The following is a 12355-nucleotide window of genomic DNA, read 5'->3' on the forward strand; positions in this document are numbered from 1 at the left end:
GACGGCATGCTGCAGTCCCTCGTGTACATGAGTTCGGCCACCACCCCCTTCGAGGAGACCGACCTCGACGCCGTGCTCGAGCACGCGCGCACCCGGAACACGGCCGACGGGCTGACGGGGCTGCTCGTCGCGCGGGACGGCCGGTTCATGCAGCTGCTCGAGGGGCCGTACGACCAGGTGATGGCGACCTACCGGCGGATCCTCGACGACGACCGGCACGAGAGCGTGGTGCTGCTCGCGGAGGAGTCGATCCACACCCGTCGCTTCCCGGAGTGGTCGATGGCGTACGACCGCGGGGACCAGGGCACCGAGCCGCCCGAGGGGTTCAGCGACTTCCTCCCGGAGGGGGACCGGAGCGCGGATCGCAGCCGCTCGCGGGAGCTGCTGCGGTGGTTCCGGTCGCACCCGATGGCCGACCCGGCTGCCGCGAAGGGCAAGCACCGTCAGGACGCCTGAGCGCGGCGGCACCTGTCGGGCGCGCCGGCTACTCCGGCGCATCCGGCGCGTCAGCGCTCCGCGGCGTCGGACGCGGCCAGCTTGCTGTGCTTCCGCGAGTACCCGAGGTAGACCCCGAGCCCGATCGCGAACCAGATCGCGAACCGCACCCACGTCTCCCACTGCAGGAACGTGACGAGCCACAGCGACGCGATGACCCCGATCGCGGGGATGACCGGCATGAACGGGAGCTTGAAGGTCCGGGGCAGGTCGGGCTGCCGGTAGCGCAGCACGATCACGGCCGAGCACACCACGACGAACGCGAGCAGGATGCCGATGTTCGTGAGCTCCGCGACGATGCTGATCGGCAGCAGGCCCGCGAGGACCGCGGCCGCGATGCCGATGATCCACGTGACGCGGGTCGGGACGTGCCGCTTCGGGTCGGTGTGCGCGAACCACTTCGGCATGAGGCCGTCGCGGCTCATCGAGAACCACACCCGGGACGCGCCGAGCATGAACGTCAGCAGCACGGTGATGATGCCGACGATGGCGCCGATCGCGATGACGTTCGCCACCCCGCCGAGCCCGACCGACGCGAACGCCGACGAGAAGCCCGAGGCCGGGTCGATGTCGGTGTACTTCTGCATGCCGGTGAGCACGAGCGTCGCGAGGACGTAGAGGACCATCGCGATGCCGAGGGACAGCAGGATCGCCTTCGGCATGTGCTTCCGGGCGTCGACGGACTCCTCGGCTGCGGTGGACATCGCGTCGTAGCCGAACACGGCGAAGAACACCGTCGCGGCACCGGTCATCACGCCGCCGAACCCGAACGGGAAGTACGGCTGGTAGTTCGCGCTGTTGATGTGGAACACGCCGAGCACGACGATGAGCACGACGAGCCCGACCTTGATGCCCACGGCGACGAGCTCGAACCGCGCGGCGCTCCGGATGCCCCGGGTGAGGACGAACGCCGTCAGCAGGCAGAGGATGATCGCGAACACGTCGATCACGTGCCCGTCGCCGGTACCAGGCGCACCGAGCATCCAGGCGGGCAGGTCCACGCCGAACTGACCGACGAGGAACCCGACGTACCCGGAGATCCCGATCGCGACGACGGCCACGATCGCGGTGTACTCGAGCAGCAGGTCCCAGCCGATGAACCACCCGACGATCTCGCCGAGCACCGCGTACCCGTACGTGTAGGCGCTGCCGGCCTTGGGGATGAGCCCGGCGAACTCGGCGTACGACAGTGCGGCCGCGGCGCTCGCGACCCCGGCCACGAGGAACGAGATGAGCACCGCGGGGCCCGCGACCCCGTGCGCGACGGTGCCGGCGAGGGTGAAGATGCCCGCGCCGATGATCCCGCCGATGCCGATCGCGGTGAGCTGCCAGAGACCGAGGTGTCGCTTGAGGCCGCCCTCCCCGCCGGCCTCGTCCTCGATCGTGTCGATGGGCTTCCGGCGGAACAGGGTCGCGCGTGGTGACGTCGATGTCATCCGCCCACTCTGCACCTCTCGGCGGACTCCGGACCGTCGGCGGTAGAACGGGGGCATGCGCAGACCACAGCGGATCGAACCCGGGCCCGGCCAGGAGTCGGTGTGGGACTACCCCCGCCCGCCCGCCGTCGAACCCGTGGCGAAGCGTGTCGTCGTCCGGCTCGGCGGCGTCGTCGTCGCGGACACGACCAACGCCGTGCGGGTCCTCGAGACCTCGCACCCGCCCGTGTACTACCTGCCCGTCGCCGACCTCGCGGACGACGCGCTCGTGCCGGCGGAGGGTTCGAGCATGTGCGAGTTCAAGGGGCGTGCGCGGTACTTCGACGTCCGGGGCGGTGGTGTCGCGGCCCCGCGTGCGGCGTGGAACTACCCGACGCCGGAGCCGGGCTACGAGCAGCTCCGGGACCGGGTCGCGATCTACCCGTCGGCGATGGACTCCTGCGAGGTCGGCGGCGAGGTCGTCCAGGCCCAGGAGGGTGACTTCTACGGCGGCTGGATCACCTCGGAGGTCGTCGGTCCGTTCAAGGGCGGGGCGGGCACGTTCGGCTGGTGACCGGACGCGGGCGCGCGCGCCGCGCGTCGGTGTGGCGCGCTGCAGGCTCGACGCGGTCGCGTGTCCGTGTGGTGACCACGGACCGGCCGGGAGGCGCGGTGCGGGCCCGGCCCGTGCCTCCCGGCCGGTGGGTGGGCGCGTCGGGCTGGCGCGCCGCGGAGGAGCGACAGATCCCGGGGACGTCGCGCCGACCACCCCACAAAAGCGACAGCTCCGAGTCATCGCCCGGTGGTGTTTCGTCGCTTTCGCGAGAGCGACCGCGCCGCGCCGCGCCGCGCGACCGTCAGCGGTTCGCGTACGGCGACCAGAACGGCGGCGGGAACGCCCCTCCTGTGACGAGCACGAGGACCTGCCAGTAGAGCATCACGAGGCCGAGCAGGCACACGACGCCGCCGATGCACGACCACACGCGCACCCCCCGCCGACGTCCGGCGATGCGGATCGCGCGCCAACCGCACAGCACCCCGACGACGGCGAAGACGGTCCCGAGCGCGAGGTGCTTCGCGGTCCCCTCTGCGGGCAGGAACAGGCCGAGGTAGAACGACACCGGGGCCAGGACGACGGCCACGGTCGCGGGGACGGCGGGCGGCTCGTGGTCCCGGGCGACTGCTGCCATGCACCCGACCGTACCGACGGCGGACGCGACCCGCCCGCCGTCCTCGCGCGCGACGGATGTGTCCGACTCCCGCCGGTCGCCGAGCGTCCTGGCGGCGCGACGAGCACGATGGAGGCATGCGCTCCTTCCTCCGGGTCCTGCTGGGACTCTTCCTCGTGTTCGCCGGCGTCTCGCACCTGACGTTCGCCCGGGAGGACTTCCGTGCCCAGGTGCCCGAGTCGCTCCCGCTCGACACCGACGCCGTGGTGCTCGGCTCAGGTGTGGCGGAGATCGGCCTCGGCTCGGCGCTCTTCCTCGCGCCGCGCTCGGCCCGTCGCCGCGTCGGCACGATCGCCGCGTGGTTCTTCGTCGCCGTGTTCCCGGGCAACGTCGCGCAGTGGCTGAACCGTCGGTCGGCGTTCGGCCTCGACACCGACGCCAAGCGCATCGGCCGGCTGTTCGGCCAGCCGCTGCTGATCGCCGCCGCCCTGTGGTCGACGCGCGGGCAGCGGCCGGCGTCGGTCTCGCGGTCCGGGTCGTGACCGGCATGGGCACGGCAGCGCGCAGCCCCGACCCCGGTTCGCCGGCGGACGTGGTCGACTCCTCGTCCGTCACCACCGGCCGGGAGGCACGACACCCCTTGGCAGGTGGTCGTCGCGTCTCGGACGTGGTCGCTTCGGTCGTGCTGCTGGTCGTCCTCGCGCTCGAGGCCGTCGTCGCCGGGTGGGCGATCGTCTTCCTCTCCCTGGCGTTCGGGTCGTGCAACGCTCCGGGGAACAGCTGCAACGTCGCACTCGGGGGAGCGGTGGTCTACGTCGGGCCGGCGCTCGTCGGCCTCATCGCGCTGGTCGTGATCGTGTGGGCGGTGTTCCGGATGGTCCGGCGTCGGATGGCGTGGCCGGTCCCGGTGGTGGGCATCACGGCGATCGTGGTCGTGTTCTTCGCCTGCCGGCTGCTCGTGGACGCGGCGGTCACGCGCGGGATCTGACCTCTTCCTGCACGGGCCGTCGGCAGCGTCGTGTTCTCCACAGATGTGCGTCCGGGGCCGCTTTGCTGGGTGGGCTGGCGGGACGCTGGGGGCATGCCAGACACCGACATGATCGACCGCCTCACCGACGAACCCGTCCGGACCGACGGCGACGTCCTCGACCTCGTCCGCACGCTCATCGGTCGCCCGCTGACCCGACAGTGCTGGGTCGTCTTCCTCGCCGAGCGGGGTGTGCCCATCCCGCTGCTCCTGCCCGTCTCCGACCTGCCGTACCAGCCGGACGAGCGCGTGGACGACTTCGCCGCGCTCATCGCCGACGTCACCGAACAGGTCGGCGCGGACGACGTCGTCGTCGTGTGGGAACGACCCGGCAACGAGCAGGCGCACGCCGTCGACTGGGAGTGGGTTGACGCGGTCGCGTGCTCCTTCGGGGAGCGGCACGTGCGGCTCCGCGGGCAGGTGGTCGTGCACGACCGCGGCGTGGAGATGCTCGAGCTCGACGAGGTCACGGCGTGACCCGCACCGACCCGTTCGCGTTCGGCCAGCTCAGCCCTGCGGTGCGGCGTCAGCCCTGCGGTGCAGTGTCGGGGACCGTCTCGCCGGTCAGGCCCTCGACGACGGCCTTGGCCTCGGGCCAGAACTTCGCGTAGTGCTCCGGGTCCGCGTTGATCTGCACCGCGTGGGCCATCTCCGTGGGGGTCATCGTCTTCCAGCCGGGGATCTTCACGAGCTTCGCGTAGAACCTCGACGCGGCCGTGTACGGGTCCATCCGCTGCTCGTACGTGCCCCAGGCCCCGTTGTCACGCTGCTGGAAGAGCCCGCGGCTGTCCGGCCCGGCGGCGTCCCCGTGGTCGAGGTTCACCAGGCTCGACTCGCCGATCGCGGTCATCACCCCGACGGCCTGGGTGTGCGGCCCGATGCCGAGCGCCTTCGCCGCCTGGATCACTGACGCGGCGTTCACCAGGCGGTCCTGGCAGAAGCCGGCGATCGGCCCGGCCGGCACGGCGATGCCACCGACGGTCTTCGTCGCTGCCGCGGGGCACGTGGGAGCGGCGACCTCGGCGGAGCGAGCCGCGCCGGACAACGAGTTCACCGCGACGACGACGAGCACGACCACGCCGATGACCGCGGCCACGACGCCCGCGCCGAACACCGACGCGAGCGTGATGCCGACGCGGCGCATGACGGGTCCTCTCGGGCGGGGGCGGTTCGGAGCATGACGAGGGTACGTGCACCTCCTGGAGAACCGCTCCCGCCCGATCGGGTGTCGTCCGTCCCGCGTCAGGTCACTCGTCGCGGCGTCGCCGGAACCAGCCTGCCGCCGCGCCGGCGAGGACCACGACCATCCCGATCGAGATCGCGAAGATCAGGTCGACGCTGTCCATCACACGTCTCGGCTGTCGGACGCGTCCCGGTCGCGCTGTACGGCCGTGGGCTCGGTCACGAGTCCGGTCGGCGCCTTCTCGGCCTGCTTGCGCCCGTGCGTGAACCACGTCACGAGCCACAGCACGATCCCGAGCGCGAGCAGCCCGCCGGCGATCTCGTACTGCTGCGGGTCACGACCGGACGACCACGGCAGCACCAGCCACACGCAGGTGACCACGCCGATCACGGGGATGATCACGCCCGCCCGGAAGTGCCGGTGGTCGACCTTGTCGCGCCGGAGCACGAGTACGGACAGGTTGACGACCGCGAACACCGAGAGGAGGAGCAGCGACGTCGTCCCACCGAGCACCACGACGATCGGCGAGTCCGGGTTGAGCGACACCCAGCCGATGAGCGCGAGCGAGATCAGCGTCGTGAAGACGATCGCGGTCGACGGGGTGCGGCGTGCCGGGGAGACGCGAGAGAGGAACCCGGGGAGCACGCCCTGCTTGCTCATGCCGTACAGGAGGCGAGACGCCATCATCATGTTGATGAGCGCGGTGTTGGCGACCGCGAACATCGAGATGAACGGCAGCAGCGCCGCGATCGGGAAGCCGGGGGCCGCGGTCTGCACCACGGTCACGAGGGGCGTCTCGTTGCCCGCGAGCTCACCGATCGGCACGACGGCGACGGCGCAGATCGACACGAGCACGTAGATCACGGCCGTGATGCCGAGGCCCGTGAGCATCACCTTCGGGAAGATCCGGGAGGGGTCCTTCGTCTCCTCGGCCATGTTCACCGAGTCCTCGAAGCCGACCATCGCGAAGAAGGCGAGCGACGTCGCGGTCGAGATCGAGAGCAGGAGCGTCTTGTCCTCCGGGGTGTCGAACATGACGACGCGCGAGAAGTCCGCGTTGCCGCCCGCGATCGCCCAGAACCCGATGAGGATCACCATGACGAGACCGGACAGCTCCACGAGCGTCAGCACGACGTTCGTCTTCACACTCTCGCTGACACCGCGGAAGTTGACCGCCATCACCAGCAGCATGAAGCCCATGCCGATGAGCATCACGACCGCGTTCGGCAGCTCGAGACCGAACCCGGCGCCGAGGTTCGCCGCGAACGCCCGGGAAGCCGTCGACGCCGACGTGATCCCGGAGCACATCACGATGAAGGTGACGATGAACGTGAGGAAGTGGATGCCGAACGCCTTGTGGACGTAGAGCGCGGCACCGGCAGTCTGCGGGTACTTCGTGACGAGCTCGAGGTACGAGAACGCCGTCAGGAGCGCCACCGCGAACGCGATGAGGAAGGGGAGCCACGCTGCTCCGCCCACCTCCGCCGCGACCTGACCGGTGAGCGCGTAGACACCCGTGCCGAGGATGTCGCCGACGATGAACAGCAGCAGCAGTTTCGGACCGATGACACGCCGGAGCTCGGTCTGCTCCCCGGCGGGACGGTCCTTCGTGGTGGTGGCCATGCACCACCATCTTCCGGGGGACATCACGCTGTCCGGTCTCACAGGGTTCTCCCCGCTGATCGCAACACGCCCGTGTCCTGTGCGACGCACGCCGATCGGGCACGTGCTCGGCGCCCGATGGCTACGCTCCGGTCCATGGACGCCGAGACGAACACCACCGAAGAACCCGTCGAGTTCGCCGACTTCGCTGCGAAGCTGCTCGTGCTCGACGTGCTCTGCTACGACCTCGGCGTGCTCGAGCCGTACGACGGCGACGCCGCGGGGGAGACCGACGAGGACCTCGGTGTCGACGGGCAGGACGACCGGGCACGCGAGTACTACGACGACCTCGACCTGCTGCCGTCGCACCTCGCGCTGGTCACCGAGCTGACGGTCGACACCGACCTCGAGGTCCTCCAGGACGTGCACCCCGGGTGGGAGGGGTCCGACGACCGCTACGACGTGCAGAACTGGGACGACCTGCTGGACCTCCCGGCGCTCGAGGTCGTGTACGCCGCGGCACCGTTGCCCGCGCACGTCGCCGACGCGTTCGCCGCGAAGGACGTCGAGGTGCGCTCCGCCTGACGTCGCCGCCGCCCGAGACTCGGCTGCGCGGACACGTTCGTGACCCGCACACCGCGAAACTGTCCGCCGAGCCGAGTCTCGGGGTCGGGCGCGCGGGCGCGGCCCGTCGTCAGCCCTCGCGGAGCGCGCGCATCTCCGCGGTGAACTGCGCCGCACCGCCCTGCGCCGGGTGCCGCACGGCGACGGCGTCGATCCCCGCGAGCGCGAGCGCCCCCTGCGCCTTCCGCCCGACGGCCACGACACGGACATCGGTGCCGGCCCCCGCCGCGCCCGTGCCCGCGCCGACGCCCCGCAGCGTCCGCAGGGCATCGAGCAGCGCGAGCGCGACGGGTGCCCCCGCGCGGACCTCCGCCGGCCGCGGCGTCCGGTTCGTCAACCGGTCCGGCGCGGCGAACGGGTGGTGCGGGAACACCGCCCACGCCACCGGCAGTGGCCCGCTCCACTCCTCGAGGACGGCCTGCACCACCCGCGACGACGCCTCCCACGGCGCGGTCGGCTCCGGCGGCACGAGGTACTCCGGCCCGAGCTCCCGCACGCTCGTGAACGGCACGCCCGTGTTCGTCATGCCACGCCACCCGGGGCCTCAGCGACGAGCAGCATCGTCGCCGAGCGCCCGACGGTGTCGAGGTACGTGGCGAGGTTCGCCCGACGGAGCCGACCGTCAGCGGTCCCGACGTCGTACAGGGCCTCGGCGTCCGGAGCCACGGGCACCGCGTCAAGCGCCGCCCAGAAGGGGTCGAACACGTTGACGGCCACGGGGCTACGCCCGCCCGAGGACCCGGCGGTACACCTGCTCGAGACCGGCCGCCGACCGCTCCCAGCTCAGCCGCTCCGCGTGCTCCCGACCCGCCGCAGCCAACGCCGCCGCGTACCCGGAATCGGTCAGGATGCGCGCGATCTCCGCAGCCCATACCCCCGGGTTGCGGGACTCCAGCACCACCCCGGTCTCGCCGTCCACCACGGCCTCCCGGAGACCACCGGCAGCGGCGGCCACGACGGGCACCCCGGACGCGGAACCCTCGAGCGCGACGAGACCGTACGTCTCCGAGTGCGACGGGACCAGCACCGCTGCCGCGCCACGGAACAGGAACGCGAGGTCGGCCCGAGACTGCGGACCGACGAACGTGACGCGGTCGGCGATGCCGTGCTCGGACGCGAGCCGACGCAGCTCCGCCACGTAGTCGCCCGCCTCGCTCGAGGCGTCGCCCGCGATGACGAGGGTGGGTCGGGCCTCCCGGTCGATGCCCGCGATCGCCTCGATCGCCAGGTCGAGCCCCTTCAACGGTTGGACGCGTGCGGCCGCGACCACGTACGGGACGTCCGCGCGACGCGCGCCGGCCGCTGCCGGACGGAAGACCGAGCCGTCGACGCCCGGTGGGACGATCCACACCCGGCCGGCGTCGCCGCCGAGCCGGTCGCGGACGGTCTCCGCCTCGGCCGAGGACACCACGACGACCGCGTCGGACTCCCGCGCGAGCAGCTGCTCGCCGGCGGGGCGTCCCGCGGACTCCGGCCGCTCGCCCTCGGACAACGGGGTGTCCGACGCGGCCGCGATGGAGTGGAACGACTGCACGTGCGGGATGCCCCGCTCGCGGGCGACCGGCAGCGCCGCGACGCCCGAGAACCAGTGGTGCGAGTGCAGGACGTCGTACGGACCGAGGTGCGCCAGCTCCTCGCGGAACGGCTCGATGAAGGCGTCGTGCTCGCCCTTCGGCAGCGGCTCCGCGGGACCCGCCGACAGGAAGCGCAGACACACCCCGGGCACGAGCGACACCGAGTCCGGTTGCGTCGGCGAGGACCGCCGCGTCACGATGTCGACGTGGTGGCCGCGGTCGGCCAGGGCCTCGGCCTGGTGACGGACGACGACGTTCATGCCGCCGACCTCGCCGGAGCCGGGCTCGTCACCGGGGGAGGTGTGCAGCGACACCAGCCCGATGCGCAGGGGATCGGTGGTCGTCGTCACGTGTCCAGCCTACCGACGGGGCGCCGCTGGGACGCGCGGGCGGGCGCCACCACGACGGGCCGTCGGCCCGCCTCGTCCGGCGGCTCCGCCGGGTCGACCGGGAGGCCCGGATCACGTCCCAGCACCTGCACCCGTCCGTCGCCGTGCCGCTCCCAGAACGCGGCCGTCCAGGCGCACAGGGCCCCGTCGAGCAGGTCCTCCCGGTGCTTGTGCGTCGGGCCGTGCACCCCCGACGGCTCGGCCAGCCCAGCCGTCAGCGGATGCGAGTCGAGCAGGAGCGGCGGGTCGAGCGGCGTCGTGCGGAGCCGGTGCACGAGCGCGTCGAACGCCACCGCGCGGCGGGCCCGGGCCTCGGCGGAGGGGACCCTCTTGTCGAGGCGCTTGTACCGGGGGCGTTCGACGTCGTGGCCGAGCTCCTCGACGCCGACGAGGGTCGTGTACGGGTAGCACTCGAAGACCGCCGGGCCGGTGCGCTCCCGCATCGCGGCCGTGCTGTCCACGTACCCGACGCCGAGCGTTGTCAGCCGTTCGAGCAGTCGGGCGCCGGCGCTCGCCGCGGACGCGAGGTTCGTCGGGTTCGCCGCGACCTTCCACCGGCCGTAGCGCTGCCCGACCTGCCGTTCGGCCTCGCGGATGCCGGTCGCGTTCGTCACGACGAGGGAGGCGTCGACGGCGACGAGCGTGCGCGGGCCGAGGTGCTGTGCGATCCACTCGGTCACGGCGTCGACCCCGCGCGCCCAGCCGGCGTCCGTGATCGACCCGTCGGCTGCCATCGCCACGAGGCCGGTCTCGTTCGCGGGCTTCCGCGCCGAGCCGAGCCCCCACGCCAGGTCCACCCCGAGGTACGCCGTCACCCGACCAGCGTGCACCCGCACGCCGGATGTCCCCGCAACGCGGTGATCCCGTTCGGGGGGTACGGCGCGCATGGCCGCTTCCCGCATCCTTGAGCGTCGATCGACAACAGGGAGGATCCGCGATGCGCTGGGGAACGATGACGACCAAGGCGAAAGCGACGGTCGTCGTCGCGATCGCCGCAGTGATCTGGGTCGGCGGTGTCGGGTCCGCCGGTGCGCTGGTCGGCGCGGTCGTGTCGAGCGCTCCGACCACGGCGTCAGCACCGTCGGCGCAGGCGAAGCCGCTCCTCGAGACGCCCGCGCCGACCCGCCGCTCCACGCCGACTCCGACTCCGACTGCGACTCCGACTCCTGAGACGGTCGTCACCGAAGTGTCTGAGCGGACGCCGGTGCCGTTCTCGCGGACGACCGTCGAGGATGCCACCGTTCCGAAGGGCGAGTCGCACGTCACGACCGCCGGTGTTGACGGCGAGAAGACGACCTACTACCGGGTCACCACCGTCGACGGCGTCGAACAGGAGCGCGAAGAGGTCCGGGAGGAACTGAACCGCGCGCCCGTCGCTGAGGTGACGACGATCGGAACGTACGTCGCTCCTGCACCCGCACCGGCACCGGAGCCGTCCGATTCGTCACAGCACGAGCTCATCACCCCCGGTGCGTTCTGCTCGAGCGCGGAGAGCGGTGTCGTGGCCCAGGCCTCGAACGGACGGTCGTACCAGTGCGGCGGCCACGGGCCGGACGGGAACGGACGTCTGCACTGGAACACCATGTGACATCCCGTCGGAGCACCGGCAGGCAGGCCCGTGTACCTTCCGCTGCATGGCGAGCGAGGCGACGACGCTGACGGTTCCCGGCCCGGACGGTGACCGCGAGGTACGCATCAGCAGCCCCTCGCGGGTGCTGTGGTCCGAGCCGGGCATCACGAAGCTCGAGCTTGCGGAGTACCTCGTCGCGGTCGGGGACGCCTTCGTCCGGGCGAACGGCGACCGGCCGATCTCCCTACAGCGGTTCCCGGGCGGCGTCGACGGGGAGGACTTCTTCTCGAAGAACCCGCCGAAGGGCGCCCCGCCGTACGTCCGCGACGTCGAGGTGACGTACCCGAGCGGCCGGCGGCACCCGCAGCTCGTGGTCGACGAGCCGGCGGTCGCGGTGTGGGCAGCCCAGATGAACACGGTCGTGTTCCACCCGTGGGCGTCTCGTGCCGGCGACCCGGACCACCCCGATCAACTCCGCATCGACCTCGACCCGCAGCCGGGGACGGGCTTCCGCGACACGGTCCCGGTCGCGCACGAGCTTCGGAAGGTCCTCGCCGACGTCGGGCTGACCGCGTGGATCAAGACGAGCGGCAACCGCGGCCTGCACGTGTTCGCGCCGGTGCGACCCGAGTACGAGTTCCTCGACGTCCGGCACGCCGTCATCGCCGCCGCACGCGAGCTCGAGCGCCGGATGCCGGACCGGGTGACGACGGCGTGGTGGAAGGAGGAGCGCGGGCAGCGGGTGTTCGTGGACTTCAACCAGGCCAACCGCGACCGCACGATGGCCGGCGCCTACAGCCCGCGGGCGCTGCCGCACGCGAGCGTCTCGACCCCGATCGCGTGGGAGGAGCTCGACACCGTCGATCCCACGGGGTTCACGGTGCGGTCGGTGCCGGGCCGGCTGCGCGAGCACGGCGACCCGTGGGAGACCATGGACGAGGTGCCCGGGGACGTCGGGCCGCTGCTCGCCTGGTGGGACCGCGACCTCGGAGACGGCCTCGGTGAGCTGCCGTTCCCACCGGACTTCCCGAAGATGCCCGGCGAGCCGCCGCGCGTCCAACCGTCGCGCGCGAAGAACGCGGCGAAGCAGGTCGAGAAGGACTAGTTGCGCTCGTCGACGACGGGCGTGCTGTCGTCCACCCGGGTCGTCCGCATCGGCAGGCTGACGCTCGCCGTGTTGAGTCGCGTCAGTCGCGACCAAGTGCCGCGGTGCGTCTCACTGATGCCGTCGATGACCATGGTGTCCTCCTTGCCCCCGAGGTTACTAGGTAGCCTAACTAAGTCGAGCATAGGAGCGGAGATCGGAC

17 protein-coding genes are annotated in these 12355 nt (G+C 71.9%); 8 read left to right on the plus strand and 9 right to left on the minus strand.

Annotation, left to right across the window (positions count from 1 at the left end; translation table 11 throughout):
• The first annotated feature begins 6 nt into the window (after positions 1-6).
• Entirely contained in the window at positions 7-456 is a 450-nt protein-coding gene (locus tag ACIPYW_RS16175; RefSeq protein ID WP_400415334.1) for a BLUF domain-containing protein, read from the plus strand.
• Positions 457-506: 50 nt separating this feature from the next.
• Here ACIPYW_RS16175 and ACIPYW_RS16180 read toward each other — a convergent pair whose 3' ends face one another.
• Positions 507-1931 carry an amino acid permease gene (locus tag ACIPYW_RS16180; protein WP_400415336.1) on the minus strand — a complete coding sequence of 475 codons (1425 nt, stop codon included), beginning with the start codon at positions 1929-1931 and terminating at the stop codon, positions 507-509.
• Positions 1932-1986: 55 nt separating this feature from the next.
• On the opposite strand from ACIPYW_RS16180, the gene ACIPYW_RS16185 reads away from it, so the two are divergent.
• Complete coding sequence (locus ACIPYW_RS16185; RefSeq protein ID WP_400415339.1) at positions 1987-2484, plus strand: DUF427 domain-containing protein; 498 nt, start codon at positions 1987-1989, stop codon at positions 2482-2484.
• A gap of 283 nt (positions 2485-2767) precedes the next feature.
• Here ACIPYW_RS16185 and ACIPYW_RS16190 read toward each other — a convergent pair whose 3' ends face one another.
• Entirely contained in the window at positions 2768-3100 is a 333-nt protein-coding gene (locus ACIPYW_RS16190) for a hypothetical protein (RefSeq protein ID WP_400415341.1), read from the minus strand.
• A gap of 116 nt (positions 3101-3216) precedes the next feature.
• Between ACIPYW_RS16190 and ACIPYW_RS16195 the strand changes: the two genes are divergently transcribed.
• The 3 genes from ACIPYW_RS16195 to ACIPYW_RS16205 all read left to right on the plus strand — a co-directional run bounded on the left by ACIPYW_RS16195 (position 3217) and on the right by ACIPYW_RS16205 (position 4583).
• Positions 3217-3621, plus strand: a complete 405-nt coding sequence (locus ACIPYW_RS16195) for a hypothetical protein (protein ID WP_400415344.1) — start codon at positions 3217-3219, stop codon at positions 3619-3621.
• Positions 3570-4067, plus strand: a complete 498-nt coding sequence (locus tag ACIPYW_RS16200; protein WP_400415346.1) for a hypothetical protein — start codon at positions 3570-3572, stop codon at positions 4065-4067. Before ACIPYW_RS16195 ends, ACIPYW_RS16200 begins: the two co-directional genes overlap by 52 nt.
• A 93-nt stretch (positions 4068-4160) precedes the next feature.
• Positions 4161-4583 carry a hypothetical protein gene (locus ACIPYW_RS16205; RefSeq protein WP_400415348.1) on the plus strand — a complete coding sequence of 141 codons (423 nt, stop codon included), beginning with the start codon at positions 4161-4163 and terminating at the stop codon, positions 4581-4583.
• A gap of 49 nt (positions 4584-4632) precedes the next feature.
• Here the strand turns inward: ACIPYW_RS16205 and ACIPYW_RS16210 are convergent, their stop codons facing one another.
• Together ACIPYW_RS16210 and ACIPYW_RS16215 are read right to left on the minus strand one after the other, a co-directional pair.
• A complete protein-coding gene (locus ACIPYW_RS16210) occupies positions 4633-5250 on the minus strand; it encodes a hypothetical protein (RefSeq protein WP_400415350.1) in 618 nt (205 codons plus the stop codon).
• A gap of 201 nt (positions 5251-5451) precedes the next feature.
• Positions 5452-6912, minus strand: a complete 1461-nt coding sequence (locus tag ACIPYW_RS16215; RefSeq protein ID WP_290132181.1) for an APC family permease — start codon at positions 6910-6912, stop codon at positions 5452-5454.
• Positions 6913-7047: 135 nt separating this feature from the next.
• On the opposite strand from ACIPYW_RS16215, the gene ACIPYW_RS16220 reads away from it, so the two are divergent.
• Positions 7048-7476: a DUF6892 domain-containing protein gene (locus ACIPYW_RS16220; protein ID WP_400415351.1), complete on the plus strand. Its 429-nt coding sequence runs from the start codon at positions 7048-7050 to the stop codon at positions 7474-7476.
• Positions 7477-7585: 109 nt separating this feature from the next.
• On the opposite strand, the gene ACIPYW_RS16225 is transcribed toward ACIPYW_RS16220, so the two are convergent.
• Genes ACIPYW_RS16225 through ACIPYW_RS16240 form a run of 4 tightly spaced genes read right to left on the minus strand, consistent with a single transcriptional unit; the run spans position 7586 to position 10293 of the window.
• Positions 7586-8041: a hypothetical protein gene (locus ACIPYW_RS16225; protein WP_400415353.1), complete on the minus strand. Its 456-nt coding sequence runs from the start codon at positions 8039-8041 to the stop codon at positions 7586-7588.
• Complete coding sequence (locus ACIPYW_RS16230; protein ID WP_400415356.1) at positions 8038-8232, minus strand: hypothetical protein; 195 nt, start codon at positions 8230-8232, stop codon at positions 8038-8040. The genes ACIPYW_RS16225 and ACIPYW_RS16230 overlap by 4 nt, the downstream gene beginning before the upstream one ends.
• A gap of 4 nt (positions 8233-8236) precedes the next feature.
• Positions 8237-9439 (minus strand): glycosyltransferase, encoded by a 1203-nt coding sequence (locus ACIPYW_RS16235; protein ID WP_400415357.1) that lies wholly within the window; start codon positions 9437-9439, stop codon positions 8237-8239.
• Positions 9436-10293, minus strand: a complete 858-nt coding sequence (locus ACIPYW_RS16240; RefSeq protein ID WP_400415359.1) for a DUF429 domain-containing protein — start codon at positions 10291-10293, stop codon at positions 9436-9438. Before ACIPYW_RS16240 ends, ACIPYW_RS16235 begins: the two co-directional genes overlap by 4 nt.
• Before the next feature lie 122 nt (positions 10294-10415).
• On the opposite strand from ACIPYW_RS16240, the gene ACIPYW_RS16245 reads away from it, so the two are divergent.
• Positions 10416-11066, plus strand: a complete 651-nt coding sequence (locus tag ACIPYW_RS16245; RefSeq protein ID WP_400415361.1) for a G5 domain-containing protein — start codon at positions 10416-10418, stop codon at positions 11064-11066.
• 46 nt (positions 11067-11112) lie between these two features.
• Positions 11113-12153 carry a non-homologous end-joining DNA ligase gene (ligD, locus tag ACIPYW_RS16250; RefSeq protein ID WP_400415363.1) on the plus strand — a complete coding sequence of 347 codons (1041 nt, stop codon included), beginning with the start codon at positions 11113-11115 and terminating at the stop codon, positions 12151-12153.
• On the opposite strand, the gene ACIPYW_RS16255 is transcribed toward ligD, so the two are convergent.
• Positions 12150-12338, minus strand: coding sequence for a hypothetical protein (locus tag ACIPYW_RS16255; protein ID WP_400415365.1), 189 nt, complete (start codon positions 12336-12338; stop codon positions 12150-12152). The two genes, ligD and ACIPYW_RS16255, sit on opposite strands and share 4 nt — an antisense overlap.
• Between the last annotated feature and the right edge of the window lie 17 nt (positions 12339-12355).

Origin of the sequence: Curtobacterium sp. NPDC089689 (genome assembly GCF_044749145.1) — a bacterium.
In the GTDB taxonomy this organism is placed as follows: Bacteria; Actinomycetota; Actinomycetes; order Actinomycetales; family Microbacteriaceae; genus Curtobacterium.

Coding starts and splice junctions, on each gene's coding strand:
- ACIPYW_RS16210 (WP_400415350.1), bottom strand. CDS start 5,250: ATGCGCCGCGTCGGCATCACGCTCGCGTCGGTGTTCGGCGCGGGCGTC.
- ACIPYW_RS16185 (WP_400415339.1), top strand. CDS start 1,987: ATGCGCAGACCACAGCGGATCGAACCCGGGCCCGGCCAGGAGTCGGTG.
- ACIPYW_RS16205 (WP_400415348.1), top strand. CDS start 4,161: ATGCCAGACACCGACATGATCGACCGCCTCACCGACGAACCCGTCCGG.
- ACIPYW_RS16175 (WP_400415334.1), top strand. CDS start 7: ATGCTGCAGTCCCTCGTGTACATGAGTTCGGCCACCACCCCCTTCGAG.
- ACIPYW_RS16215 (WP_290132181.1), bottom strand. CDS start 6,912: ATGGCCACCACCACGAAGGACCGTCCCGCCGGGGAGCAGACCGAGCTC.
- ACIPYW_RS16220 (WP_400415351.1), top strand. CDS start 7,048: ATGGACGCCGAGACGAACACCACCGAAGAACCCGTCGAGTTCGCCGAC.
- ACIPYW_RS16255 (WP_400415365.1), bottom strand. CDS start 12,338: ATGCTCGACTTAGTTAGGCTACCTAGTAACCTCGGGGGCAAGGAGGAC.
- ACIPYW_RS16225 (WP_400415353.1), bottom strand. CDS start 8,041: ATGACGAACACGGGCGTGCCGTTCACGAGCGTGCGGGAGCTCGGGCCG.
- ACIPYW_RS16195 (WP_400415344.1), top strand. CDS start 3,217: ATGCGCTCCTTCCTCCGGGTCCTGCTGGGACTCTTCCTCGTGTTCGCC.
- ACIPYW_RS16190 (WP_400415341.1), bottom strand. CDS start 3,100: ATGGCAGCAGTCGCCCGGGACCACGAGCCGCCCGCCGTCCCCGCGACC.
- ACIPYW_RS16180 (WP_400415336.1), bottom strand. CDS start 1,931: ATGACATCGACGTCACCACGCGCGACCCTGTTCCGCCGGAAGCCCATC.
- ACIPYW_RS16245 (WP_400415361.1), top strand. CDS start 10,416: ATGCGCTGGGGAACGATGACGACCAAGGCGAAAGCGACGGTCGTCGTC.
- ligD (WP_400415363.1), top strand. CDS start 11,113: ATGGCGAGCGAGGCGACGACGCTGACGGTTCCCGGCCCGGACGGTGAC.